This window comes from Rhizobium sp. CC1099 (assembly GCF_029714385.1).
Lineage (GTDB): Bacteria > Pseudomonadota > Alphaproteobacteria > Rhizobiales > Rhizobiaceae > Rhizobium.
This window is the reverse complement of the sequence record NZ_CP121643.1, coordinates 193,694-219,967: the sequence shown is the minus strand read 5'-3', so window position 1 is coordinate 219,967 and position 26,274 is coordinate 193,694. Positions and strand designations below refer to the sequence as shown.

Annotated in this window: 16 protein-coding genes and 4 pseudogenes; 8 read left to right on the top strand and 12 right to left on the bottom strand. The window is 57.2% G+C overall.

Features of this window, described 5'->3' with window-relative positions:
* Positions 1-24 precede the first annotated feature (24 nt).
* From QA644_RS34415 to QA644_RS34405, 3 genes are all read right to left on the bottom strand, one after another.
* The gene (locus QA644_RS34415; protein WP_283074121.1) at positions 25-225 is read right to left on the bottom strand and encodes a GFA family protein; all 201 of its coding nucleotides are present in this window, start codon (positions 223-225) and stop codon (positions 25-27) included.
* 295 nt (positions 226-520) lie between these two features.
* On the bottom strand, positions 521-1,837 hold the full coding sequence (locus QA644_RS34410; RefSeq protein ID WP_283074120.1) for an HlyD family type I secretion periplasmic adaptor subunit: 1,317 nt from the start codon (positions 1,835-1,837) through the stop codon (positions 521-523).
* Complete coding sequence (locus QA644_RS34405; protein WP_283074119.1) at positions 1,834-3,585, bottom strand: type I secretion system permease/ATPase; 1,752 nt, start codon at positions 3,583-3,585, stop codon at positions 1,834-1,836. The genes QA644_RS34410 and QA644_RS34405 overlap by 4 nt, the downstream gene beginning before the upstream one ends.
* A gap of 555 nt (positions 3,586-4,140) precedes the next feature.
* Between QA644_RS34405 and QA644_RS34400 the strand changes: the two genes are divergently transcribed.
* Both QA644_RS34400 and QA644_RS34395 read left to right on the top strand, forming a co-directional pair.
* A complete protein-coding gene (locus QA644_RS34400) occupies positions 4,141-4,281 on the top strand; it encodes a hypothetical protein (RefSeq protein WP_283074118.1) in 141 nt (46 codons plus the stop codon).
* A complete protein-coding gene (locus tag QA644_RS34395) occupies positions 4,253-4,903 on the top strand; it encodes a calcium-binding protein (protein ID WP_283074117.1) in 651 nt (216 codons plus the stop codon). Before QA644_RS34400 ends, QA644_RS34395 begins: the two co-directional genes overlap by 29 nt.
* A 134-nt stretch (positions 4,904-5,037) precedes the next feature.
* On the opposite strand, the pseudogene QA644_RS34390 reads toward QA644_RS34395, so the two are convergent.
* The 4 genes and pseudogenes from QA644_RS34390 to QA644_RS34375 all read right to left on the bottom strand — a co-directional run.
* Positions 5,038-5,738: pseudogene (locus QA644_RS34390) on the bottom strand (IS6 family transposase).
* A gap of 178 nt (positions 5,739-5,916) precedes the next feature.
* Complete coding sequence (locus QA644_RS34385; RefSeq protein ID WP_283074116.1) at positions 5,917-6,534, bottom strand: LysE family translocator; 618 nt, start codon at positions 6,532-6,534, stop codon at positions 5,917-5,919.
* Positions 6,531-8,735: a tetratricopeptide repeat protein gene (locus QA644_RS34380; RefSeq protein WP_283074115.1), complete on the bottom strand. Its 2,205-nt coding sequence runs from the start codon at positions 8,733-8,735 to the stop codon at positions 6,531-6,533. Before QA644_RS34380 ends, QA644_RS34385 begins: the two co-directional genes overlap by 4 nt.
* Before the next feature lie 483 nt (positions 8,736-9,218).
* Positions 9,219-9,371, bottom strand: a pseudogene (locus QA644_RS34375) (IS6 family transposase); the annotation flags it as partial.
* A gap of 990 nt (positions 9,372-10,361) precedes the next feature.
* On the opposite strand from QA644_RS34375, the gene QA644_RS34370 reads away from it, so the two are divergent.
* Positions 10,362-10,793 carry a hypothetical protein gene (locus tag QA644_RS34370; RefSeq protein ID WP_283074114.1) on the top strand — a complete coding sequence of 144 codons (432 nt, stop codon included), beginning with the start codon at positions 10,362-10,364 and terminating at the stop codon, positions 10,791-10,793.
* Here the strand turns inward: QA644_RS34370 and QA644_RS34365 are convergent.
* Positions 10,750-12,461: pseudogene (locus QA644_RS34365) on the bottom strand (Tn3 family transposase); the annotation flags it as partial. The gene QA644_RS34370 and the pseudogene QA644_RS34365 sit on opposite strands and share 44 nt — an antisense overlap.
* Before the next feature lie 65 nt (positions 12,462-12,526).
* Here QA644_RS34365 and QA644_RS34360 point away from each other — a divergent pair.
* Positions 12,527-13,299: pseudogene (locus tag QA644_RS34360) on the top strand (IS6 family transposase).
* A 71-nt stretch (positions 13,300-13,370) separates the two neighbouring features.
* Here QA644_RS34360 and QA644_RS34355 read toward each other — a convergent pair.
* Positions 13,371-14,987 carry an FRG domain-containing protein gene (locus tag QA644_RS34355; protein WP_283074113.1) on the bottom strand — a complete coding sequence of 539 codons (1,617 nt, stop codon included), beginning with the start codon at positions 14,985-14,987 and terminating at the stop codon, positions 13,371-13,373.
* Positions 14,988-15,290: 303 nt separating this feature from the next.
* On the opposite strand from QA644_RS34355, the gene QA644_RS34350 reads away from it, so the two are divergent.
* The 4 genes from QA644_RS34350 to QA644_RS34335 all read left to right on the top strand — a co-directional run bounded on the left by QA644_RS34350 (position 15,291) and on the right by QA644_RS34335 (position 20,116).
* Positions 15,291-15,956, top strand: coding sequence for a helix-turn-helix domain-containing protein (locus QA644_RS34350; protein WP_283074112.1), 666 nt, complete (start codon positions 15,291-15,293; stop codon positions 15,954-15,956).
* Positions 15,953-18,166: a hypothetical protein gene (locus QA644_RS34345; RefSeq protein WP_283074111.1), complete on the top strand. Its 2,214-nt coding sequence runs from the start codon at positions 15,953-15,955 to the stop codon at positions 18,164-18,166. The genes QA644_RS34350 and QA644_RS34345 overlap by 4 nt, the downstream gene beginning before the upstream one ends.
* A gap of 5 nt (positions 18,167-18,171) precedes the next feature.
* Positions 18,172-19,638, top strand: coding sequence for a hypothetical protein (locus QA644_RS34340; protein WP_283074110.1), 1,467 nt, complete (start codon positions 18,172-18,174; stop codon positions 19,636-19,638).
* A gap of 79 nt (positions 19,639-19,717) precedes the next feature.
* Entirely contained in the window at positions 19,718-20,116 is a 399-nt protein-coding gene (locus tag QA644_RS34335) for a hypothetical protein (protein WP_283074109.1), read from the top strand.
* 116 nt (positions 20,117-20,232) lie between these two features.
* Here the strand turns inward: QA644_RS34335 and QA644_RS34330 are convergent, their stop codons facing one another.
* The 3 genes from QA644_RS34330 to QA644_RS34320 are packed head-to-tail and all read right to left on the bottom strand — an operon-like array spanning position 20,233 to position 25,981.
* Entirely contained in the window at positions 20,233-20,733 is a 501-nt protein-coding gene (locus QA644_RS34330) for a nucleoside 2-deoxyribosyltransferase (protein WP_283074108.1), read from the bottom strand.
* Positions 20,730-22,346: an SIR2 family protein gene (locus QA644_RS34325; protein ID WP_283074107.1), complete on the bottom strand. Its 1,617-nt coding sequence runs from the start codon at positions 22,344-22,346 to the stop codon at positions 20,730-20,732. The genes QA644_RS34330 and QA644_RS34325 overlap by 4 nt, the downstream gene beginning before the upstream one ends.
* The gene (locus tag QA644_RS34320; protein WP_283074106.1) at positions 22,343-25,981 is read right to left on the bottom strand and encodes a P-loop NTPase fold protein; all 3,639 of its coding nucleotides are present in this window, start codon (positions 25,979-25,981) and stop codon (positions 22,343-22,345) included. Before QA644_RS34320 ends, QA644_RS34325 begins: the two co-directional genes overlap by 4 nt.
* Positions 25,982-26,274 lie beyond the last annotated feature (293 nt).

The window sequence follows — 26,274 nt, the reverse complement described above, 5'->3', positions numbered from 1 at the left end:
GGAATCCCCATCTGGACTCTCATGTCAGGTGGAAACCGGTAGCTCTGGCAAGTCGTCTGGCACCCGATCCCAAGGAGCATGGCTGTGCCGAAAGAATGACCACGTCGGCTTGAACACTGAGGGATCGTCGAGCGTGCCCGCGTAGATGTTTACCAAGTCGGGAATGACCTCGGGCGTGCTAAAGAGAAGACTGCCACAGGTGGGGCAAAAGTGGCGGACTGTCATCTTCCCGCTCCCTCCCGGAGCCGCGTAGCTTCTTGTCTCGCCGCTAATCGTTAGGCATCGTCAACTTAACGCAAGAGGGAATATCCCTGTGGGAGTAGCTGTCGCGTTGCCGAATCCAAAAATAGCAAGACCATCGATCATATGCGGTCGTGCTTAAATGTCTGGTAGCGTTGTTTAGCGGGAAACCAACGCAACGGCCTCCCATACGCCGAACGCATCGTTCTTGAAGACCGCTGCCCTGCCCGAGGCCCACCTCATTCGCCGATATCTACTCGCCGCCCCAGCCACGCGCTGTTCAATCCTCCCGGAACGCATGCCGCATCTGATCGGTGAGCGGCTTCGTAAGGTAGGAGATGACGGTACGGTCGGCGATCTTGATGAAGACCTCGGCGGGCATGCCGGGGTAGAGCGAAAGGCCCTTGAGCTTGGCGAGGCTTTCTGGTTTGGGGTGGATGCGCAGCGGATAATAGGTCGCTCCGGTGCGCTCATCGGTTACGAGGTCGGGAGCGACCGTCACGACCTCCGCTTCGACTTCGGGCGTGGTGTGCTGGTTGAAGGCGCTGAAGCGGATCTCGACCGGCTGGCCGACGTGGATCTGGTCGATGTCACGGGTGGCCACCCGGGCTTCGACGGTCAGATCATCTGCCTCCGGTACGACGAGCATCAGCGTCTCGCCTGCTTTGACGACGCCGTTGATGGTGTGGACTGCAAGCTGGTAGACGCGCCCGGAAAGCGGCGCGGTGATGTCGAGACGGCGCAACTGATCGGTTGCGGCGGTACGGCGCTCCTCATATTCGGCGATCTTCGCCTCGACCTCCGTCAGGTCCTTGGAAATCTCCGTGCGCCGGTCTTCATCGAGCTGCAGGATTTGCAGGTCTATTTCGCTCGACTTGCCGCGGGCCTGGGCCCGCGCGGCGAAATGCTGTCCCCGCTCGCCTTCAAGCTCCGCGCGCTGGCGCTTCAGCGTCGTCAGCTGCTGGATCGGCACGAGCCCCCGGCCATAAAGTAAATCGACGCGGGTCAGCTCTTCCGCGATCAGCTTGAGCGCATCCTCGATCGCCTTCAACTGCACCCTCAGGCCTTCGATCTCATCCGCGAGCTGCGCCTTTCTCGATCCGAGCTGGCTTTTCATACCGGCGAGCCCCGCGTTGCGGCTTGCGAAAAGCTTCTGCTCGCCTTCGATCAACTTCGCCGCCGCGGGGCCGGAGATGAACTGGTCGAGATCCTCGTCGACCGAGAAGGAGGCCGCACCGATGCCCTCGGCTTGGAGCCGGGCCCGCCGGGCATAGAGCTGCGCCATGGTGCTTTCGAGGATGGCTAGGTTAGCGCGCACAGTGGTGCCATCGAGACGGACCAGAACCTGCCCGGCTTCGACACGATCGCCTTCCTTGACGAGGAGTTCGCCGACGATGCCGCCGGTCAGGTGCTGGATCTTCTTGACGTTGTCGTCGACGACGACGACGCCCCCGGCGACGACGGCGTTCGACAGCTCCGTGGTCGCCGCCCAGCCCCCGACGCCTACGACCAGCGCAAGCGCCAGCACGGAAACGCCGATCATGTGGCGTGAAAGCGAACGGCGCGAACTCGATGTCTGCTGCATGCGGCCGTTCATTGCTTCGTCTCCTGGCCTTCAACGATCTTCAGCGGCGCAGGCGTCTGCTGCTGGCGCAGCACCTTGCCAAGGACTTCTTCCTTTGGGCCGAAGGCCTGCATGCGGCCCTCCTGCATCGTCAGCACGAAGTCGACGCTCGCAAGCGCGCTCGGGCGATGAGCGACGACCACGACGATGCCGCCGCGCGTACGCACATTCATGATCGCTTCGCTCAGCGCCTGTTCGCCTTCCGCATCGAGGTTGGAGTTCGGCTCGTCTAGGACGACTAAGAAGGGATCGCCGTAAAGCGCCCGGGCAAGCGCCACGCGCTGGCGCTGGCCGGCGGAAAGTGCCATGCCGCCCTCGCCGATCTCGGTATCGTAGCCGCTCGGCAGACGCAGGATCAGATCATTGACTCGGGCAGCCTTGGCTGCGGCGACGATCGCCTCGGAGGTAGCGTCCGGGACAAAGCGAGCGATGTTCTGGGCAACGGTTCCGGCGAAAAGCTCGACGTCCTGAGGCAGGTAGCCGACATGCTTGCCGAGAGCATCGCTATCCCATTGGTGTAGTGCTGCGCCGTCGAGCCGGACGGAGCCGCGATAGGCGGGCCAGACGCCGATAATGGCGCGCGCCAGCGACGATTTCCCCGATGCGCTCGGGCCTATAACGCCAAGGGCGCTGCCCGCTCGCATGGTGAAGGTCACGTCAGTGACGGCGAGGCGCTGTGCCGCCGGCGGACCGCTTGCCAGGGCCTCGACACTGAGCCGCTCTTGCGGGCTCGGCAGTGCCAGCGGCGTTTCCGTCTCGGGCAGGGCTTCCAGCAGTTCCTTTAGGCGCTGCCAGCTCTGGCGCGCCGAGACGAGACCGCGCCAATTGCCGATCGCGAGTTCGACCGGAGCAAGCGCTCGCGCAGTTAGGATGGAGCCGGCGATGATGATGCCCGGCGACGCCTGTCCCTCCATCACCAGGACCGCACCAGCTGCGAGCACGCCCGATTGCAACGCCATACGGAACACCTTCGACATCGCGCCATATCCGTTGCCGATATCGGAGGTACGGCGGTTTTCGTCACGGTATTCGGCGTTGCGGCGCTCCCAACGCTCGGTCATGCGCCCCGACATGCCCATGGCCTGAACGACCTCTGCGTTGCGCTGCGACGCCTGCGCAAAGGCGTTGCGGTATCCCCCGGCCTCGGCCGCCTTCTTGGCGGGCACCTGGGTGCCACGATTAGTGAGATAGGTAAGAAGCGTCAGGATCATCCCGCCGACGACGGCAACCGTGCCGATGACCGGGTGAAACAGGAAGCAAATGCTGACATAGAAGGGGAGCCAGGGCAGGTCGAAGAGCGCGGACGGTCCGGTGCCTGAAAGGAATGACCGGACCTGATCGAAATCGCGCAGGCCCTGAAGGCCGTCCCCCTGCATCTTGAGCTTCAGCGGGGCCTTGACGAGCGCTCGATAGATGCGTCCGCTGAGGCTCTCGTCGAGCGCGCCGGCGATACGCACGAGCATGCGGCCGCGGATCAGCTCGAACACCCCCTGGAATCCATAGAGCAACAGTGCGAGGAGACAGAGGGCGATGAGCGAAGGAATGCTCCGGCTCGGCAGCACGCGATCATAAACCTCGAGCATGAAGAAGGAGCCGGTGAGATAGAGAATGTTGACGAGTGCGCTCGCAATGCCGACGCCGATGAAGGCCGTTCGGCAGTCGCGCAGGGCGGAGGCGGGATTGGCGCTACTGCTGCTCGATGTTGCTGCAAAGTCAGTCACTAACAATGTCTCCCCTCGGAACAGCCGGCTGCGCACGGCCTTACTGTATCCGCGACGGCTTGCTGCAAAGATAAAGTGGAAAGTACCGCCACGGTGGCAAGTGTAAGACGCATGCTTCATCTCCGGCTTTTAATTCCACGAGTAGGTTCTCGGCAGGGCTTCTCTTGATTCTTTTTGATTGCTTTCAGCACCACGCCCGATTTTCGTCAATCAATGGCCCGCGTGATGCAGCACGACCATCAATCCGTAAAATCGATTATTTGGATAGCACGCATCCACGGCATCAATATCACCGCAGTCCTCGTCAGAATCGCCGAGCCGGCCAGGCCGCGGCGGATCTCAGGAAGCTGAATTCAAGGGCTGCTTTTGAGCGATGAGCTCTTCATGACAAGTCGCGGCAAATGCAAAAATCAACGCTCGAGAACAAGGAGTGCAGCTATCCATCGGCAACGTGGATGCGACCCATCGAAACAATCAATTATGCCCGCCGTCCGAACAGAAATAGATAGGTGCCGCCCGGCGTCTTATAGCGCCGCATCAAAAGGAGTATTTGCGATGGAAAAATTTTTCCGAGGTAGCGAGAACGGCGATAGCCTCTTTGGCAGCATTTGGGAGGATGTGATCGATGGTCGTGGCGGCAACGACTGGATCCACTCTGGATCAGGCAATGACTTTGCCTTCGGCGGCGGACGATGATCATGTCTACGGCGGAGACGGCAACGACAAGCTCTCCGGCGACGACGGCCGTGATAACCTCCCCATTCTGGGTAAGGACAACGACTATCTCTCCGGTGGAAAAGGCGATGATGTTCTCTTCGTCGGTTGGGGGTGGGATCGGCTGTTAGGGGGCGAGGGGCGCGACACGTTCGTCTTCCAGTCCCACAATTCTCAGCTCCAGGAGTTCCCGCCGGGCCTCTCCACCATCCTCGATTTCAACGCGGCGGAGGATACGTTCGCTTTCGACGTCCCGGGACTTTCTAACGACAGCGCGTTAGCGAACTTCATCAATCACGCCAGCGTTCAGTCGGGCTATCCGGTGGACACATTCTACAGCGGCAAGGCCCCGGGTGCAAATGGTGAGCACGTCGTGGTAATCACCGACCGGAGTTTCGTCGATGGCTCTGACGCCGCACGCGCGATTTCAGGCGAAGCTGCCGGCGACATCATTGTCTACCACGACAATAAAACACACACTGCAAATCTGGCCTATGTCACCTCGGAAAACAGCGTGGACCCATTGGTTGAGTTGTCTGGTGTGCAGACTGTGGCTGACCTTGCCAACATGCATCTGACAGGGTCGAACTTCACATTCGTCTGATTGCATGATTTGCCGCGAAACTTTACCCGCTATCAGCTGCACGGTTTCGTGCCTGTCCGGGAGTTCGCTGCTCGCAGGGCATCGTAAACTTAACGGATAAAAGGCCAGCGAAAGACGCCATCCGCAGATATCTCTCATGCTCGGGCAATTTTCGCCCACAGGCTCATCGCCGCCTTGCGCAGTTCGCGATGGTGGCCGGAGGAGATGTCGTGGCGCGGGATTTGAAATAGGTTGGGATCGGATCATGGATGGAGACGAAGCGTTGTAGATGTCGCTGTGACTTGAAGCGCTTCATGATCCGCTCTCGCCGCCGGACTGGTTGGTGAGAATTCTCCGCCCGATTATTCAACCCTTTGTGGGAGCGATGCTCTACACCCGGCATGATCTCTCGCTTTGCTGCGCCGTAGGACTGCAGCTTGTCGGTGATCATCGCACGCGGCGACCGTCCCTGACCCTTCAAGAGCTTGCGCATCAGGCGCTTGGCGGCCTTTGCATTTCGGCGGCTTTGTACGAGAACCTCCAAGACGAAACCGTCCTGATCAACTGCGCGCCACAGCCAATGCTTCTTGCCGCGGATTGAAACAACGGCTTCATCGAGATGCCACTTGTCCCCAAGCCGACCGGATGATCGACGACGGATCTCGTTGGCAAAGGTGCGGCCGAATTTCTCCGCCCACAGCCGGACGGTCTGGTGCGAGACAATGATCCCACCGGCAGCCAGCAAGTCCTCGACCATTCGCAGGCTCAGAGGGAAACGGAAATAGAGCCACACGGCGTGGGCAATAACTTCAGCGGGAAAGCGATGTCGGCGATAGAGTGGATCACGGTCTGTCATGAACCTTCATCGCACATCGAATTCCACATTCCGTTAAGTTGACGATGCCGGCTTTCAACCGCGCAACATAAGCTGTCGGCCGGAAATATCCGAGTGGGGCCTGTGTCTAAAACGCCCTTGTCCCGGAAAAGCATTTCGCGGGAAAGCCTGGCACCGGAATGTTTTGGCTGAAAGGGTGCTACTGACGGGCCGCGATCGCTGCCGCGGCGCCGACCATGAAGCCGGCGGCGGTGCGGTTCAGCAACTTCAGCGCGCGCGGCGATTTCAGGAACCAGCGCGCCTTGGCGGCAAAGGCCAGATAGGGAACCAGCACGACGAACAGGACGACGACCGTCAGCGCGACGAGAATGCCGTAGTCCGCAAGCGTGATCGTCTTGAGGTCGACGATGGTCGGCGTGATGGCGAGGTAGAAGATCATCGTCTTCGGATTGCCGAGCGTGACGGTGAGGCCGGCAATAAAGCTCGAAACCAGTCCGCCCTTGCCCTTCTTGGCCTCGACGGTTTCGGGCGTGATGCCCGCGGTCCAGAAGCGCCAGCCGAGGAAAGCGAGATAGGCGACACCCAGCCATTTGATGGCCAGGAACACCATGCCGAAGGTCTGCGCGACAAAGGCGAGGCCGAGCACCACGGCGGTCAGATAGGTGAGGTCGCCCAGCATCAGGCCGAACGACATGGCCAGCGACGAGCGAAAACCGGAGCCGAGCGCCCGCGCGACAAGCGCGGTGATGCCAGGGCCGGGAATGGCGGCGGCGATGCCGAGAGCGGCACTGTAGGCGAGGAATCCGGTGAGGGTCATGGTTGCGGCCTTGCGCGACGTGCCAAAGACATGCGGATGTGGTTGCGCGTAGCCTCATAGTCGGGATCGCCGGCAAAATCGACCGCTTGATTGGCATGCTCCAACGCCGCATCAGGCTGGTTGGCGTTGAACAGCTCAATTGCGAGATTGTTGTGGGCCGGCGCATGACGGGGATTGATTTCGAGTGCCTTTTGATAATGAGCGATGCTTTGCTCAGGCTTCTCCAACTCGGAATAGGCAAGACCCAAGTTGCTTTGCAGGTCCGCATGTGACGGAACGAATTCAGCGGCCGCTAGGTACGATTCAATTGCGGCAGAAGGATTTCCGATTGAGAGAAGGATATTGCCTTTCTCTAGCAGAGCTCGCCATTCTTCGGGTTTGATTGACAGCGCGCGATCAAGATCGGATAGCGCGCCTTGATTATCACCGAGCCGTTTACGCAGACCTGCTCGGTTCAAATGCGCCTCATAGTAAGGCGGGCAGAGCTCGATCGCACGCGCATATGCATTTGACGAGTCGACTTCACGGCCCGGCACTTTGCCGAGGAGATTGCCAAGGTCGTTCTGGTATTCGCCGTAGTAGGGATCGCAGGCGATGGCCTCGCCAAGCTTTTGCTCCGCCAAAGAAAGGTCGTTTACAAGCTCGTATACCTGGCTGGTATTATAAATCAAAATCGACTGATGGAGTTTGAAGCGATTGTCGCCATATATCTCTAACATTCTCGCTTTGCCTTCCGAGCAAAGTGTGAGAGCTTCATCAAACTTGCCTTGCTTTGCCTTTATATAAGCATAGGCGTTCTCAGCAAAAACTTTGATGTAGTGATACTTGTCATAATCTTTGAAATTGCTCTCAATCGTATCGAGGTTTCGCAACGCGTATTCTTCCGCCAAGGGAAGGTTGACTGGCTGTTGATATCTAGCATAGGTCATTGACTGAGCGTAAAGGACCGTCGGCGTGTAGCGGCTTGATGGGAATTTTGCGTAGAAAAGATCGAGATACGGAACAGAGACGAGGCCGCATCCCAAGCTGTAAAGAACAAAGGCTGCATTGATGAAAACCGCGTTGACGGCATCGTTTCCCGTTCCGTAAACGCGCAGCTCGGGATCCGCAAACATTTCGCCGAAATAGCTGAACCAAGTATCATAGAGCCCAATGCTCTTTAGAATTTCACTTGGCTCCGCAATAAGTTCTAGGCGCTTGAATTTATCCCGAACAGATAAGCCGTGGAATGTCACCAGGGGTGCCTTCCCAGCAAGATATCTTTCAAATGCAGCCTGATGCTTTTTTGCATGCAGAACATCAGCATACTCGTGACTGAATGTCTCATAATTGCGTTGGGCGATCAAATCGGTCGGGCTGCAGTCCGCTTCCACATAAGATCGCAGCATCTCGCTGCGTTCTTCAGGGGTCAGGCTCGCGAGGTGCAAGTCGATAGCAGCATTGGAGCTCAAGTAGCCAACAACTGGAATGCCGCCTTCACTGCAGGTGATCAGAGCGCGAACGAGTAGCGGATTCCCGCGAGCTGCCTCAAAAATTGACCGCCGCTTCTGTCGGGCCATACTAGGGCTAAAGAGATTGACCAGTTCGTCGATCGAATAACAGCCGAAATTGACTTCACGGGCCTCTTCGAGGAACACTGCGTTAGAGTAGTCCACTAGAACAAATCGGAAATGCCGTTCGCTGTCGAATCGCCGCAAAACCTTTATTAGGTTGAGGGTCGTAGGTGACATTTCTGAAGCTCGATCAATGACTAGCACAACGCGGAGACCACTTCGACCAGCATATTCGAGCAGATACTCGGCGAGCCCGACGAGCAGCTTGTTCTGATATTCGTGATGATAAAACCGTGTTCGCTCTTCCTTGCTCGACGTGTTGGTGAGGTCTTTTGGAAAGGTAAAAGCCGCGCTTGAGAGAAGCGGAAACAGACGCTTGAGCGATTGCTGGTGCCTCTCGATCAGGTCCGGGCATTCTTTGGTCGTCCATTCCAAAGCCGCATCAATCACGTTTTGCAATCCCGCGAGATAGCCGCCACGTTGCCAATCTCCATCCACAAACTCGACATCAGACCCACAGTTTGCAAGGGCTGTCGCGATGGTGGCTTGAGGAGCCATGCCTTTGTCGGCCTTGAGCACGGTTATTGTTGAGGCGCCAACCGCCTCCGAAATCAACGCCAACGCATTCGACTGTACAAAATCGACCATATTGCTCCCCGTTTTCGATTGAGGGAGGGTGGCGCATTGCCACCCTCCCAGGTTCATTTAGACCGTGCCGGTGTACGGCGTGGTCGTACGGATAACCGTGTTGGTTTCTGCGATCTTCTTCTTCATGGTGCATTCCTTTCCGTATGAGGGTTTGGCGGATGCCGCTCCAGTCATGTTGCCGTACGCTGGCTTCCTGGTGTCAGCACCCTGCAAGGAGGAACAGCAACTTTCGTGCCGCATTTGTAAGGTGTTCGAAGAAACTCGGAAGTTCTATAGGGTTCCCAGTCGCCTATCGATAAAAGGCTCTCGCGCATGAGCCTCGACCCACAGGGCGCAGAGTTGTCGTGTGTGGGACAATTGTTAGGTTTGTCCTTCCGCTGAACTGTCATCCAGCGACGATTAGAGCCTTGGTCATTTCTACTGCTCCAGCAGGTAATGTCACGTTATCTGGCTCTGATCGCGCTGAGGCCTGTATGGCGGATGTCAGTTGCCCACGGTGACGACTTTCCACTCTGCCATGGCTTGCAGGCGGTGAAGATGGATCTGAATGGCGGAGCGTTTCGGACGGGGTGGGATGAAGAGATTTCGGACGGCGGAAAAGATCGACACGAAGCGCTGCAGACTTCCTGGTGATCGGGGTTCCGTTGCAAAGTTTTGTCTGGTCAGAGAATTTGCCAGAGTGGTGGCAATCATGCGGCAGCGAGGATTTCGAACTGCTCGGGGTCGGAACAAGAGCAGTTCGAAATCCTGCGCTAAGAACGAACGGACGATCCATTTTTATGTGGCATTCAATCGGGGATGATAGACCTGACCAATAGCAGCTTCAGCATTTGGTGGCGCTCCGTTTAGGAGCGGCAGTCGTCATCTATTGAATTTGACCATTTGCCGCCGTGAGCTGGCAAAGTATGGTCGAATCTCCCCATCTCCCGGTCACGGCGGCTCCCTAAGAGGAGTGTTCCATGACTAAATTCTCACTTGCTTCAATTCTCAGGCGACTCTCTGAAGGCCAAGACATATCCGCTGACCAAGCGGAATCGATGATGTGTTCCTTTATAAACGGGGACTTCTCGCCTGTTGAACTGGGCTGCATCATGATGGGGATGCGGCTGAAGGGAGAGACGGCCGAAGAGCTTGCGGGAATGGTGCGTGCTTACCGCGAAGCGTCGATACCCGTTGCAACACCGCCAGGCCTTGACGTTGTGGACGTCTGTGGCACCGGGGGTGATGGACCAAGCGCAGGCGTTTTCAACATATCGACCACCGCTATGTTCGTTGCGGCCGGCGCTGGTATTCCGATGACAAAGCACGGTACCAGCGCAGTTTCCAGTCAATCAGGCAGTTCGGACGTATTGGAGGCGCTTGGAGGGAGGAACCTCAGCGATCCGAGACAGGTCTCGGAATGCCTTGATGCTATAGGGCTTGCGTTTATACATGGTCCCTCCTTTAACCAGGGGATGAAGAACGTCATTCAGAGCCGGAAAGAGGCAGGGATCCGCTCTTTCTTCAATCTGCTTGGCCCCATGTCGAATCCCGCCAAGCCTCGACGTCAGGTTATTGGGATCTATGACCGCCGATACACCAATGTCGTCGCAGATACGTTAGGGCCGTCTCGGAGCGGTGCACGTCATGGCCGTATCCGCCCACAATGGCTTGGACGAGATATCCACGGAAGGTCCCACCCAGATCAGCGAATTCAAAAACGGGAAGGTCACCACAATGCAATTCGATCCGACCCCTTTCGGGTTTGGCAAAATTGATTGGGAAGAATTGCATGGAGAGGATCCGGCATTTAACGCCTCGAAGATGGTTCGAATCCTTAACGGCGAGATTTCAGGGTGCGCACGAGAAATTGTTGTTCTCAATGCCGCGGCGGCCATCATTGTCGGTGGGTTCGCCCCCTCTTTTGAAGAGGGGTTAGCCCTAGCTCGCAATAGCATTGATAGCGGCAAGGCTCTCGAGAAGCTGGATGACTATAGGCGATGGACCAGTCGCGCGGATCATGCCGCGGCGAACATCATGCGGCCCGCAGAAGATGGCCGGGAGTTCGCAGCGGTCTGAAGCCCTCCGGCATCTGTTGTTCGGCGTCCCAGGAATAGATGCCGGTGAGATTGATGTGTTCCCAGCTGAGCGGCGACACATGTTTAAGGATATCATCTGGGATGTTTCGGCCTCGCTGGCGCAAGTGGGCGACGGCGCGGCTGAGATAGACGGTATTCCAATGAACGATGGCGCTGACAACCAGATTGAGGCCGGAAGCTCGAAAGGCCTGGCTGTCATAGGATCTGTCGCGGATTTCGCCGCGCTCGTGGAAGAAGACAGCGCGTTTGAGCTTATGAGCTGCCTCGCCCTTGTTGAGACCGGCCTGGCAACGCCGGCGAAGTGCCGGGCTCGAATACCATTCGATCATGAACAGGGTGCGCTCGATGCGGCCGAGCTCGCGAAGCGCTTTGACGAGGTCGCTGGATTTCGAGGACGTGGAGCACCACTTGAGGATCGTCGATGGCGCAACGGTGCGCGTCATGATCGAGACGCCCAGCCGCAAGAGATCATCCCAGTGCTCCAAGATGAGATCGGTATTGATCGGCGCGCCGATGTGCTTGGCCAACACCGGATAGGTATCGGCCTTTTCGAATGTATGGAATTTCCGGTCCTTGAGATTGCGCAAGCGGGGCGAGAAGCGCCGGTTGACTATGGGGAAAAGCCCGAAGAGTTGATCGCTGGCGCCTCCGGTATCGGTGAAGAGTTCCTCGATATCGAGGATCGTGTCGTGATCAAACAGGCCATCGAGCACATAGACGGCCTCGCTTTCGGTCGGGCTGATCGGCAGGATGCTGAAGTACCCGTACTGATCGGAAAGGGCGCTGTAGAACTTCATGCCCGGCTCGCTGCCATAATGCGGATTGATATCACCGCGCCTGGCGGCGCGGTCGCTGGCGCGGAAAAATTGCCCGTCGGATGAGGCGGTGGTGCCGTCGCCCCAGATTTGTGAATGCGGATGACGCGTATGTGCATCGGTCACACAGGCCTGGGCGAGTCGGTAAGTTTCGGAGCGGGAATGGAAGCTCCGCATCCAGCCGATCTGGTGAGCGCTGATCCCTTTCGATGCGCCGGCCATACGTTTCGGCCCAAGATTGGTGCCGTCAGCCAGAACGCCGGCGAGCATGGCGGGGATATTTTGCGGCGCATCCCCCGTCCGCAGATGGGTGAATTGATCGGCAAACCAGGTCCACTCATGCACCTCCCGCAACAGGTCGGGAACATCAATCAGAGGATACATCTCGCTAATTTCGGCTTTCAGATCCTTTGCCGCCGCGGGAACGTCACTGACATACGGCGTCACGATCAAGGTTCCGGCTTCGAGCCTGACACCTTCGAGCTTTCCATAACGAGCACGCCGCGCCAGCTGCTTGAGATTGAAGTCCATCATCTCCCGAGCTTCGGCGAGCCAGGCCGCTCCGTCGCTCTGAACACCGAGGCCGAGCTTGTCTTCCTGGTTCAGGGCAATAAAGGCAGGCTGCGACACAAGATGTTCGTCGATTGGCCGGAATGAGTGGCTGCCTCAACCCAGACGTCTCGTGACCGGAGCCGGTCACGCAACAGGGCAAGTGTCGCGATCTCGTAGAGTGGCCGATCCGGCTTTCCGCCTTCGAAGATAAGCTCACGCTCCGATTTCGTCAGATGGGCGACCGGAACACGATTGGGAAACACGCGTCGCCCGTCCGCATAGGGCTCTGTTGCAAAAATCCCATTGATGTTTGAAAGAGCGCTGAAGATTTTCAGCGAGATTTTTGATGAGCGATTTCAAGTGGCGCCATTTTCAGGGTGACGTGATTTTGTGGGCAGTGCGGTGGTATTGCCGCTATGGCGTCAGCTACCGCGATCTTGAACAAATGATGGGCGAACGGGGCGTGATCGTCGATCATTCGACAATCTATCGCTGGGTCCAGAAATACGCGCCAGAGATTGAAAAGCGGCTGCGTTGGCACTGGCGACGGCCACAGTCAACAAGCTGGCGGGTCGATGAGACCTATGTGAAGGTTCGTGGACAATGGACGTACCTTTACCGGGCTGTCGACAAATTCGGCAACACGATTGATTTCTATCTGTCTCCGACGCGCAATGCCAAGGCGGCCAAACGCTTTCTCGGCAAAGCTCTGAACGGCTTGAAGGACTGGGAGAAGCCAACCGTCATCAACACCGACAAGGCTCCGACCTATGGCATCGCGATCGCCCAACTCAAGACCGACGGCAAATGTCCGGGAGACCTTGTGCACCGACAGGTCAAATATCTGAACAATGTCGTTGAGGCCGATCACGGCAAGCTGAAGCAGTTGATCAAACCTGTGAGAGGATTCAAGACGTTGAAAACCGCTATGCAACGATCAAAGGTTTCGAGGTTATGCGGGCTCTGCGCAAAGGACAGGCTGCAATTTTCAACCTGACAGGCGACGTGCGTGGAGAAGCACGCATAGTCGAACGCGCATTCAACATCGGACCGAGCGCATTGACGGAAGCGGCAGCATTACTCGCCCAGCATCTCGAAAACCGCCAGACTGCCAGATAATTGGCGCCCCAACCTTCGGCCATCATAACCAGAATGGAAATTTGCAACAGAGCCGTATTGCAGGCGTTGCGTCAAACAGGTTGATGCATCGCCTTCTCGACATCAGCCAACGTGTCTGTCAAGTCCTCTCTGTGCTTACGGTAGAGTGCATTTTTCGGATCTTCGAGCTTCTCGAGCGCGAGACGCAGGCAGTCTCGGGCCTGATCGAGATCGCCGTGGCCAAATAGAAATCGACCGACCGAGCGAAGTACCATGGGATGAACCCGGTCTATCTTATGGGCGCGGCGTAGAAATCGATCCGCGAATCCTGCTCGCCTCGATGACATAAGGATTTCAGCAGCAAGCACGTAACAATCAACACGGGCCGGATCGCGCCGGATAGCCTTCATGGCCGCACGAAGCGCATTGTTGGTGTCCCCAAGCCAAAACCGCGCTTGTGCTTCGTGTTCGAAGTCCTGGCATCGGGTAACACCGCCGGCCTGATTTTCGAGCGCGTCTTCGAGTTGACCTCGCGCTCGGTCGATGAATTCGCGCCCATCGATGGACTCGATTTCATTCAAGACCTTGTAGCCTCGGTCGAGAACACCTGTGACAGGATTGTCGATCGGTGGCAGATCACCCTCGATCAGGAAGGATCCGATAAGGGTTGCGGCATGCCATGTGAAACCGAAAATCGGATCCTCGGAAGGCTCGGGCCATAGTTCGCATCGGTACAGGCTAGTCACAAGCTGTGGCGAATGCCTGAAATAAAAAGCTTCAAAACCCTCGCGCTGCTTCACGTCCTCCATCGCGATCAGCTTTTCTTTCAGCGCAAGCGACGGATGTGCCCTCGGCCACGGCAGGCCGTCATCTTCGATTTCCTGGCCAAGGGTCAGACGCATTTTAATCGGATCGACGACGTGAAGGTAGCTTGCAACACGACTCTGATAAAAGAAGGCGGGCCTGATAAAGCCACCCTCCTGTGCTGCTGCGCGCGAGATGTGCCAATCCATGGGAAGGACCGTATCCCGAATAAGATCCGCATGGGCTCCTCTAATGTTGTGAATGCTTTCGAGGACCTCATCCCATGAAATCAGAGTCGGAAGGGTAGCGACAACGGCACCACGCCCCTGCTCCCGTTCATTCCAGAGATCCCGCTCCATAATACCGTTGGGTTGCTTGACGAAATCCTCGAAGTAAACGCCTTCACCTTGGCCCATGCGGAACCACAGATCCAAAGCTTTAATGCTAGTATGGCTCGGGCGTATATCTGGCGTGCGTCGGAATCGATATATGACACCCATCTCGTCCCGAACATCGTGGTGACGGTAGTGAGGCCATCTTCGCGTTGCGAAAAAGGCTGCAATCCGCGGATTATGGGTGACATCGATGCATTCAGACGTGAGCCCGTATTGTTGTGAGACGAGGTTTCCGAGCGCCACACCAAGTTTGGTGACGATGTAAAAATGCGCTTGCCGTCGCCATTTGAACCGTGGGGTTGCGTGGGCTGGATCGTCATCGAGAGAAAGATCCAGTTGAATTTGTCCCGGACTTGTCTGATCCGGAGCAGTGAGGTGCCGATACCCCGACGGCACGATATAGGTGTAGTCTTTCGTCTGGCCTCGATAGAGAACGCCTTCTCGGTGTTCCCTGCCTAGGAAATCGAGCAATACATTGATATCGGATGCAGGGTCTTTTCGGGAAAACATTCACCTACCTACTGCTTGACGACTAAAATCCTGAAGATGACAGAACCGCCTGATCGTTGATCGGTTTGAGCGACGGCGGTCAGAGCCCCAAATGGTGCACGCATCTGCGAGCACGACCCGCAACAAGACCAATTATGAGCAAACTGACAGCACCAACTCACGCGAGACTACCCAAAAAAGCCGTAAAGCGTCACCCTCATTCTGCAGCATACACTGCGACGTATAGGGACTATCAGCGTCGCTCGATCCGTTGACAAAATCGTTGCTAGACCTTACATGTTCAGCAGATTGGAGAAGCTGATTATGCGTAGTTCTTTGTGGCAAAGCTTCGAAACCGTATCCGAACTGGTCACAAGCGGCGATTTCACGAAAGTTGCCGAAAAGGTTGACTCGGCGATAAACGCCTCAATGGAAACCGTTGCCGACGTTCTGCCGACAGCTGCCGCGCCAATTCTGCGCGCTGGAGCGGCTGCGGCAACAGGCGCGCTGAACAAGCTGCGCAGCACGACATCCGCGAACCGCCTTTCGCCCGATTATGCGGCCGGCCGCCTGGCCGCCGCCGTCGATATTCTGGGTTATGCGGCCTATGCGACCGCCGACGATGAAGCGGTCAAAAAGGCAAGACAACAACCTTACGCTCGCATCTTGGACCTGCTTGCCGGGGAGCCGCTTCGAAACACCGACATCGTCGTCAAACTCCGCAGGGACAAGGCCTACGTCTCAAGGCTTCTAGACGAGCTTCGCGGCATGGAGATGGTGACCAGCCACAGGCATGGGCGCGACCTCTTCAACGCCTTGACGCCTGTTGGTCGTCTAGTTGTCGAGGAAGGCGTAGAAGCCAGGCAGCGCGCCCCTCTAGCCCAAAGCAAGGTTGTTGCACTTCGCGTCTTTGATCTTGGCAATCTACCGACGCCATCTGGAACAAAACAATCGCAACTGCCACGACTGAGTGCTGCAGGGTATCGATGAGCAGGTCGCAGGTTACGACGTTTTATTCCTACAAAGGTGGCAGCGGCCGGAGCATGACGCTTGCCAATGTGGCATGGGCGCTTGCCACCAATGACAACAAGGTTCTTGCAATCGACTGGGATCTTGAGGCGCCGGGCCTTCACCGATATTTTCATCCCTTCCTCAGCGATCCCGACCAGAGCTCAAGCAGCGGTTTGATCGACCGGATTTGGGACTATGTCCAGCAACTACCGACCGAGAGTGACCGTAAAAGCCGGTTCAAGCTCGCCGACTGCAGCGATATCGTCCAAAAGCTCGAAATGCCGTCCATCGGCGAAGGATGCCTGCACTTCATCGGATCCGGCCGGCAGGACGAGCAATATAGCGAGAAGGTCGGAGGCCTCGATTGGAACGGCTTTTACCAGCGGTTTGACGGAGAGGCATTCATCAATGCCCTGATGAAATGGGCGCGCGGCAAATACACCCACATACTGATCGACAGCCGAACCGGTGTCGCCGACACAGCTGGGATCTGCACAACTCAAATCCCAGATTCGCTGGTCCTCTGCCTCGTTTATAATCGTCAAAGCATCGAGGGGAGCGCCGCCGTTGCGCAATCCATCAAGGCCAGTCGCCGGCAATCCCAAAAATCAGCCTTGAAGATGTTTTTCGTGCCTTGCCGGGTCGAAGAGCGTTCTACCGTCGAAGCAGCACGCCGCCACACAGCCAAGAGGCTGCTGAGCGTGATCGACCAAGACCTTTCTCGGATCGCGCATCATCTGCGGCGAGCGGAGGTTCGAAACTATCCTTGGTGCGCTTTTGAGGAGAAACTGGCGGTTTTCGAAGAATTGCCCGACGAGCGAGGATCGCTCCTCGATGCCATGCATGACCTGGCGCACCGTATTACAGGCGAAGCAATAAAAATCAAGCCGATCGATCCCGAAATCCTTGGGTCGTTGTGGCGCCGCGCCGCTTTCGACGATCCACGGATTTTCGACCTGCAGGCTATCACGGAGCAGTCGGTCCCTGACGGATGGAAGCAGGTTCAGTTCTGGTTGGATAGCGCCCGGGAGACGGAGGGGGAGCGATCCGATTGGCTGATGGCACTTGCCGAGGCAGCTGTCGCCTATGCCTGTCGTCGAGACGGACGCCTGTCTCAGAAGACTGCTGCAACGTTTGCCGAAAGCGCCGTCCATTTGGCGCGAGAATCCTACCAAGCCGAACCCGGTTCTTATGGACCTCGACTTGCGCTTGTTCTGGAGGACCTCGCGGGCTTCTGGCAGAGAGCGGGGAAGCTTAAGGCGGCGCTCGATTACGTCCTGGAGGCGGAGCAGCTATGGCGGATGGCGGGTGATCCAATCAGCCGTTGGCGGCTCACGCGCGCGCTCGAACGGCGCGCCGATATTTTCGACAGATTGGGTGAAGCAGAGGCCACCATCCAGACATATCAGGAGATGACCGAGATCTTTCGATCGATTGGGCGGCGCACGCTCCCGATCGGTAACGAACTGGAGCCGGCGCGCGCGCAGCGGCTGCTGGCATCCAAGCTCATGGAGTTCGGCGACTGGCCGAGTGCGCAAGATGCAATTACGGCTGCCATACAGCTTCTCGCGCACACGTCGCCATCCGGTCGGGACCGGGACGTCGCTGAGATCGTCAACATCCTCACCACTCGGCTGAAGATTGCAGCTCAGACCGAGGAAGACACGTTCGACAAAATTGGCCATGCGGTCGTCGTCATGGCGAATCGTTATCTTCAATCTGAAAATGCCCGCGAGACTGTCGTCAGCGAGCTGTTTCTTGCACAAGCTTCGTTTCTGGCTCAACGCGGCGCGTTCGACGAGGCGCTTTCCCGGATTGACAGCCTTCCTGCCGAGATCTGCCAGCGGCCGCGTGTGCTGCTGGAGCGAACGGAGATCCTTAAAAACATGGGGCGGGAGGCGGAAGCTTCTAACTTGCTTCTCGAGTTGATCGATCAGGGTGACGTTCCGCTGACAACAGAAGTCGTCGAGCAATTGCGCCAACTTCTCAATGCGATTGGGCATGGCGAGCAGATCTATGATGTGCTCCTGTCGGCCTTCAGAAAGGCCGATGATCGCACAAGATCTCTCGTCCCGCTCCTGGAGCGATATTTTCAGAAGGCCACCAACGACTTCGAGCATAAGGTCGGTGCCGAGGATCTGTCGGCCTTCGTCGCCCTTTTACCTGCGCTTCAACAGAAGACGGACTGACGATCGTGCGGCCGGGCGCGCTTTTCGCAAAACTCTGGGCGCGTGTGGAACCGCACGAACGGGCCGTGACGCTTCGTCCCTGGAAGGGGTGGCGCTCGAAGGAATTTCAGGCTGTGCTTGCGCGCCTAGAAAGCTGCGACGACAGTGAAGTTCCGCTCGACATTATGGCTTACCTCGACGGAAACCCCCCGGTGTTCGATCACGAGGTAAACGACGTCGACGAGCGCGCCTTCGTCGTCATGTGCGCCGTTGATCGCGCGACGATGCGAATTCATCCGTCCGGTAAAACGCGGCACGGCGGGCGAAGCGCTCCGATATGCGAGATGCTTTCGATCATGCGCAGCGACCGAACCATGAACGGTTCCTACGCAGAGCTTCCGGGCAAGGGATTTGTTCTCCCGAAAGGTCTCCTGATGCTCGGCAAATCGCAAATGAGGGGAGAAGACGAAAGCGGCACCTCGCTTGCACACCAGTTCTCACATCTTAGCTTCGTACCGCATCCAGGCAGGCACTACTCGCTGAAACCGCTTGCGCTTCCACCGAGCCGTCTGTCCGTGGAGAAGGCCGCGCTCGATCGCGTCGGACTTGCGCCAATCGCCGTCGATCGGCACGATCTCGAATTCACCGCATCAGATCGGGGTCGTCGAGCATTCCTCGACACGGCGCCGAAAAGCACCGAACTCGGGCAGCGGATCAAATCTGAAGTCACGGCGCTCCTTGATAAGCATGCTGGTCTGATCGTTCTTCCTGAACTTGTCACAAGCGATGAGGCGGTGGAGGGCCTAAGCGCAAGCTTGCAAAGGGGGGCGCGAAGCCACCAAGCGATGATTCTGGTCGGAAGCGGCCCAACGAAGGAAATCGATGCTGGCATAGGGCGTCCGTTCAATGAGGCTGTGGTCATGAGTGCCACAGGAGACGTCCTGTTTCGCCAACGAAAGCTCAACTCCTTCAACATGCGATGGGAAAGGATGCAGGAATGCGACGTGCCTCGTGCCAAGGGGCACGAGAGTGATCGGCACATGGAGGACTGCGCGACTGGTCAGGAGCTTATCATTTGCGACATTCTCGGGCTCGGGCGGGTGATGGTGTTGATCTGCGAGGACCTGGAACAGCAGACGCCAGGAGGCGACGTCGCCTTGCACGCCCTTCCTGACTGGGTGCTGACACCGGTGCTCGACGTTGGCCTCGCATTTGGGCGCTGGGAACATCAGCGATCGATTGAAATTGGCCGAAAGAGCCAGTCAAGGTTTGTCGTCAGTTGTAGCGCAATCCTCGAAGTCCGACGTCGGGGCAAGGAGAAGCTGATCGATACGGATCCCAGGGCCGTGCGCACAGGGTTTTGCTTGGATGGCTCTGCCGGACTTCGCGTCCATCACGTCGAAACCGGAGGGCCTGGATCTGATGATCACATGGTGGTGGAATGGACACCCGAAACTTGGGAAGCGCACAGGGTCGTCCAGGCCGATCACTAGCAGAACGGCACTCGCTGATTCCTGGGGAACATCGCTCCCACGTTGCACGCAAAAACCGTGATGGTGCTACAGTTTCGCCATGCGCCCGATTCATATCTTCTACGCCTGGCAAAATGACCGCGATGGAAAAGTCTGCAACCATTTTATCAGGATTGCGCTGGAAGCGGCGGTCGAAACACTAAGGCAGGATCATGATGTCGAGATCCGTCTGGACTCAGACACCGCGGACGTTTCGGGTACCCCGCCTGTCAGCGAGACAATTCTTCGAAAGATCCGCGAATGCGAGATCTTTGTTGGGGATGTAACGTTCGTCGGTATGACAGCAAATGGAAAGCAGCTCCCGAATCCGAATGTGATGATCGAATTTGGTTTTGCACGTCATGAACACCGCCTTCGGGCCACCGGAGCAACTGCCATTCGATCTTGCCCATCTCCGTCATCCGACCTCCCATACTTTGGGAGAGACAGCGAACAATAGTGAACGCCGTGAACGTCGTTCCGCCTTTGCGGGTAAACTTGTACCGCATCTGAAAGCTATGGCGGAAAGAGTCCTGGAGGTCAGAAACAGTGAGCACTGCGACGTAGGTATATTCATCAATCGGCGCCACTTGGCGGCATGTGAGCGGCGTCCTCGAAAAATGACGGGACGCCTTCGCGATCGAGCCAGGCACAGCTAGCCGCCCACTCAACGAGCGGCTCAATCTTACGAAACACCGTTCTGACCGACTGGGTGATCATCGGATTGTCGCCGAGCGCAAGAAGTTGGCGGGGATCATCCTTATAGGCCACGCATATCTTGCCCAAAGCCCAAGCCACGCCTAGTTCGAACGCGGCACCTTCGTCGACTGTGCGTCCGTTCAAAACAATCAACAGAATATCGCAGTCCCGCAACGCTGTTACATCACAGTCGAACACATAGCGGGAGGCCACCTCGGGGTCATCCCCGCGCTCAATCGCTTCCGCAAGCAACGCCCCGTCTTCCTGCGGAAGATAGACGTCACAATGGACGGCCAAAGCATCGCGGATCGTTGCATTTAAATCTCGCTCGCCCGCTGTGAAAAGTGGAGCCGCCAGATAGATGCGGGGCCTTCTCAAGCCTTCAGTCCCTCTTTTGCGATCTGCGTCAAACGCGCGTGGAGGTCCACAGGCCGATAGACGCCGAGATGGACAATCTTGGCAACGGATTTAACGACGTAGTGGATTGAGCTGCCTGACGTGTCAACATCCTGTGTCTGTTCATAAATCCGACGGAGATTTTTCTGCAGGTCCTCGATCACGGCCGCTGTGCTCTCTTTATGCCGGCCGATCACGCGTGCCTCAAACTCCGACGCGGCTCCGTCGAGCATGATGACCTGTCCCGGGACCACCTGCCGGTGCGACTTCCCCGGGCTGAACGCACTCATCATCTTTTCCGCCTTTGCGGCAACCTCCCCAGGATTGGAGAACGAAAGGGGGTCCAGCGGCGGTCGATCGACAGCGATCACGCCGGACGTCTTCTCGATGAGCGCCATGTTCTTGTTCACAAACTGCCGTTGGATCCAGTCATCCACTTCCTCACGCTGAGGTCCGGTAAGATCGATCCAAGATTTTCCAAGAAGTTCGTTTCGAGCCTCGGTCCACTCTTCGAACGTTATCAGCGAACCGAGGTAGGAAAGGGTGGTCGTTTTGCCGGCGCCGATCGCTCCCGTCAGATAGTAGACATAGCGGAGCTCGACACCCTCTTCTTCCGCCGCGTGCCGGATATCCGCATCGCCGGCGGTGACGAGGCGGCCGAGGGATGCAATCTCACTGTCGTCAAGAAAAAGCGTGATGAGGTTATAAACATCGAAATTGGCCTCCTGCATGAGCTTTTCGGCCTCGAGGTTGCGTGGCTCGCCGGCTTTGCGCCAGGAGATGTAATAGTGGCATTGGCCGGGATTGATGCGCGCATTTTGACGAAGGAGATGCCGCAGTGTCTCGTCTTGCAGCGACAAGCCTAAGAATACACAGGTCGTCCGTGCGAGATGGTGGAGAAGCGAGGCATGATGGCCGGCCATGCTTTCGATTAGCTGGTCGGCAAAGCTGTCTTCGGAAAAGACCAGGTTTTCGCTGGGATACTCGAGCAGATTGCTTGGAAGATAGCCGTTAGGATGGTAGATGACGGCCGCATCACGTTTCGGCTGGAGAGCCGCATCCCAAACAGTCTCAAAGCCGCGGCCATAGGCGTTGCCGTTCGGGTTCTTGGCGAACTGCAGTAGCCTTTCGATCGTATCGTCGAAATTGTACGTCACCGTCATTGGCGATTCAGCAATAATGCCGATCAACGCTGACAGATATGGGTGTGTGGCATCGAGCTCTTTGGCTTCTCGTGGCGCATCGCGATAGAGCGCTGTCTGAACGATCCGTCGCCATTCGCCGTGGATTTTCCGGAGCGAACGGGCCGACTGCTGATAGCCGAGCTGGTCTAGTCGTTTAGTTCGAAAATGCTGAAGCAGCATCTGTGTCTTTGCCGTATCCGACAGACCGTTTGCGGCCGCCAGAAGGTGGTCGCCCTGGACGTCAGGCGAAGAGGCGATCCGGTCGACAAGCTCTCCCCAGGCAGGAAAGCCAATAGGCTGGCTGACACCGGCGCCGAGGATAAGGCCGAGGCCCTTGGAAGAATGTCTTTCGCGCATGTGAATGACAGCACGTGCGTATTGCCGAAGAAAGGCTCTATCTTCGTTCTTCATTTCGAACTCGAATCTACAGTTTGTGTTTGAGGGGTCGGCCGCGCATCGCTTACCCGATGATTCTCAAAGCCGAAGCGACCCGCCATTTCGCGGTAAAAGTTCCAGTCGGCCGAGGAGACCGGCTGTGAAGCGTCATTGAACACCTGCAGTGCGCCACGCGCCACTGGCGAGACTTCATTGTCGCCACTGCGTTTCAGGATCTCGTCGATACTACCGCCCTCGGCAAGCTCGCCAAGCAATGTCAAACCCTCGCCTTTCTTCGACCCAACGATCAAAGCAAGTTGGGCCATCAGGGCTCGATAACCGCCGCTTTCCAAGCGGACAAGGTTGCCGGCGTCGAGGCTGGCTTTAATGACGCGATAAATATTGAGAAACCGAAGCGTGCGTCGGGGTGTATTGCCGACCCACGGAGCGATGGACGACATGTATCTGCGCTCTGCATCGGAAAGGGTCAACGCTCGTGCGCCGGGAGGCTGTGGAAGCTCCCCTGCCCGGGAGGAAGGCTGACCAAACTCCTCACCGCTCTCCCGTTCCTTCTGCGGATCTCCGGCTTCTGGCAAATCGACGTGGTTTGGCGCATCCAAGGCCGTCCGGTCCGGAACCGTCTTGGGATCAGAGGCCGGCGGGGCCGAACTCTGCACAGCGGTCGAGAGCGGCCGCGGAACCGCCGATAGTGACGAAAGGAGGGCAATGCTTGCCTCCCGCGTCATTGGCCGCACCCAGTAGGGGATCTGGAAGATTTTCTCGAGATAATCGCTGGCGGATGCACTGGCATGCTTCGTCGAATGGTCTGCCAGCAGGCCGGCATAATGAGCCTCGAGAGAACGGCTGACCCAACGGGTATCGACAGCAACGACGACGACAAAGAGAGGAAACGATAGCAGCAAATGCACGGCTTGTAGAACTTGGACCACTTGCTCGGGCGGGCATCGGTCCAGGTCATCAATATAGAGAATAATGCGGTCGAAGCTTTGTGCTGGGTCTGGTTCTGAACGCAACAGAAGCGCCTCAAGACGCGCTTTCTCGTCGCCGGTCAGATAGTTTTCGCCAGCGTCAGCGATGAGCGCCTGGACGCGAAGTTTGTAATCCTCGAACTGTTTGTCGTCGTCTTTTCGCAGTCGTGCATCGACCTCCGCCATGAGGACAGAGAGCTGGGTGAAGTCTTTGCGAATATTGGCGATAAGGCCCAGATGCTTAGAGTAGCCATCTTTACCTGCGCGATCGCGAACAAACCGTAATAAACGGTCCCGCCCGCTATCGCTTTCGTATTCTTTGGCAGCTCGTGCCAACCGGTCACTTGAGGTCGCTAGGGCAGCTTTGGCTTCAGCAACCTCAGACGTCAAGCGCACCAAATCGCTTTCTGCCGCCGCAACTGCATCCGCCGGTGTCTTGAGCTGGGCGTCGATCGCCTCCTCCAACTTGTCACGATAGCTCTCCAGGACTACGAGGCCCGTCCGTACCCGATGCTGAAGAAATTTCACGACTACGGTCGTGGCGCTGAGCAGTCCGACCAGGGAAGCAACCCAGCGATTGACATATTCTGAGATCCCGCTGAAGCATGTCGCCAGCTGGTCATAACCGAAAGCGAACACCGCTGGCCCCGCAACGATAGCGCAGAACAACGCGGCGATGGACCAGCTCGATGAAAGACGATTTAACAAGCCTCGACCCAGCACCCTTGCTCTGGCGGCGTCGGTCTTTACCTCATCGAGCGTGGATTTCAGCGCCTCGGCGTTTTCAGCGAGTTCGGTCAAACCAAGCTGGTCGGCCGCTTTCTTGATTTTCTCGGGTCCGACTTCCTTCGCGAAATTCTCTTTGACAACGTTCCAGAGAGCCCGCGGCGTAATCCCGACCTGTTGCTTTTTCAGCCGCAGTTCGCGTTCGGCAGCAAGAAGCCTGTCTGCCGCCAGCTCTTGTTGCTGGCGTTGGTGAACAAGCCGCTCTGCGGCATCGAGGGACAATTCCCGAGCGGTGACGAGCTCATCGAGGAGAAAGTTGCCGCCATCAGCTGGTTGACGGGCCCGCGACCACCTATCGAGTTCGACGAAAATATTGTCGACGAGACTGGCCCACAGGTTGCTCTCGACGTAGTGCCAGGCATTAAACCGGATCTGCACAACGTTCTCATGAAATGCGCCTCCGTTTTGAGCCTCGGTGGCTTCTCTCCTTGAGATCTTATCGACATATTCCTGCATGAGCCGCATGAAAAACGATTTGCCTGATCCCCACTCTCCAAAGACGCCGAAGGCGAGGGGCGGACTGACCCCACGGGCCGTCGCGACTCTCGCAAAGGCTCGGGCCTCATCCGCGGCGCCAAGAACGTCGTTGAGGGTCGCTTTGTCGGGATTATCATTGCCGACTTCGGCGAAGAGAATGTCCGTTGATTGTGTCAACGGCGGCGGACTTCCGAAGCTGTCGAGATCGGCCGGCGACAGATTGAAAGCTTTGGCCCATCGATTCCATTGCGGGTCGTAGGGTCTCAGCGTTGCCACAAGGGCGGTACGAAGGAGGTCATGCGAAATGTTGCCGGTTAGAAAACGCTCTTCGATCTTCGTTCCGGATTGCAACAGCAGTGCAGTTAACAGCTCGTCGACGCCGAGGGCGCGGCTGTTATACCAGCCAGAGTTCCCGGCGGTCCGCAGGATTTCTAAAACGTTGCTAGTGGCTTTTATCGACTGGGGTGGCGGAGAGGACGTCGTCCGATAAGTTCTCTCGATCGCTCCCAACCCTCGAAAGCGCTCGTCATCAGAAAGTGCCACCAGCGCCGTTAAGAGATCGAATGGCCGTCGCTCAACGGGTCGTCGGCGACCGACCACAAGGCAAGAGAGGAACAGACGTGTACTGCTGACTTCTGCAGGCCCGTCAGGCTGCTGGTTCATTCTTGCCGCTTCAGCCAGGACGACACGAACGGTGTGTGTGACGTCGTTTATCTCGAGCTGTCTGAGTAGGTCATCAACAGCTGGATCAACCGGCCCAATGTCCGCCTCTCGCGTCGATTCTGCGAACAACTTCTTATCACTTTCAGGGAGTGAAAAGGTGGTCAGCCACTTCTCAAGGGTCTCGCCCGTATCTGGCTGGGTGAGCAGGCGGGCGATCAGGTTTCGTTTGAGATCATCCTCGACATTGGCAATATAGAACCCGAACAGCTCCGCTAGCTGCTTCGCCAGCAAACCCGAGCCGACCATTGCTGCAAAGAAATGCCGTGCCTCAAAGTCTGCGCGGCCATTCATGAACAGCGAGACTTCAGCCGCCCGGGAGATAAGAGCCTGGACGTCGCCCGAAAGTTCAACCTGGAAACCTTCTTCATAGCCGGGGAAAATCAAATCAGGGTCGGTCTTCGCCGCATCGATCGCGGTGCGGTAATCGCCTTCTGACAGTTGCCGAACAAACCAATCGTAAAACCATGTGGCGGTGTCGCCCCAACGAATAGAGTCTCGCTCGGTTTCTCCTGCCGCAAGAAGGCCAACAACCAGCGACTTGGCATCGAAGACGATCCGGCGGGCTCGTTCATCGATCGAAACATATCGGATGCCACGTTCAATTGTTCGATTAAGTGCTGGCGATCGGGGGCGCGAGAACCCAAAGAGTTGCGCGACATCGCTTGCTAAGTCACTCCATCTCGGTGCGATTGGCAAAGATCTTCTCCCCGAAGTCACTGCGAAAAAAGTGTGTAGGTCAATTTATCTGCCAGCACGCTTATCAGGAGAGAGTTACGCGATTCAACCACAGATTATCGAAATCGCCTTGATCCCGGGGTTCGTTTTACCCCGCAAAGCGTTCAGATGAGACGGGCAGCGACCGCTTCGCCGGCGTTGCATTGCCGCAGTAGCTACCGGCCCGCTGAAAGAAGCGAAGGAGCAAGGCTGACGTGGCCTCCTGGAGAGGAAAGTCGCGGATACCGTGAAGACATTGCTGAGATGGTTCAAAA

Coding starts and splice junctions, on each gene's coding strand:
- QA644_RS34415 (WP_283074121.1), bottom strand. CDS start 225: ATGACAGTCCGCCACTTTTGCCCCACCTGTGGCAGTCTTCTCTTTAGC.
- QA644_RS34410 (WP_283074120.1), bottom strand. CDS start 1,837: ATGAACGGCCGCATGCAGCAGACATCGAGTTCGCGCCGTTCGCTTTCA.
- QA644_RS34400 (WP_283074118.1), top strand. CDS start 4,141: ATGGAAAAATTTTTCCGAGGTAGCGAGAACGGCGATAGCCTCTTTGGC.
- QA644_RS34395 (WP_283074117.1), top strand. CDS start 4,253: ATGACTTTGCCTTCGGCGGCGGACGATGATCATGTCTACGGCGGAGAC.
- QA644_RS34385 (WP_283074116.1), bottom strand. CDS start 6,534: ATGACCCTCACCGGATTCCTCGCCTACAGTGCCGCTCTCGGCATCGCC.
- QA644_RS34380 (WP_283074115.1), bottom strand. CDS start 8,735: ATGGTCGATTTTGTACAGTCGAATGCGTTGGCGTTGATTTCGGAGGCG.
- QA644_RS34370 (WP_283074114.1), top strand. CDS start 10,362: ATGGCCGTATCCGCCCACAATGGCTTGGACGAGATATCCACGGAAGGT.
- QA644_RS34355 (WP_283074113.1), bottom strand. CDS start 14,987: ATGTTTTCCCGAAAAGACCCTGCATCCGATATCAATGTATTGCTCGAT.
- QA644_RS34350 (WP_283074112.1), top strand. CDS start 15,291: ATGCGTAGTTCTTTGTGGCAAAGCTTCGAAACCGTATCCGAACTGGTC.
- QA644_RS34345 (WP_283074111.1), top strand. CDS start 15,953: ATGAGCAGGTCGCAGGTTACGACGTTTTATTCCTACAAAGGTGGCAGC.
- QA644_RS34335 (WP_283074109.1), top strand. CDS start 19,718: ATGCGCCCGATTCATATCTTCTACGCCTGGCAAAATGACCGCGATGGA.
- QA644_RS34325 (WP_283074107.1), bottom strand. CDS start 22,346: ATGAAGAACGAAGATAGAGCCTTTCTTCGGCAATACGCACGTGCTGTC.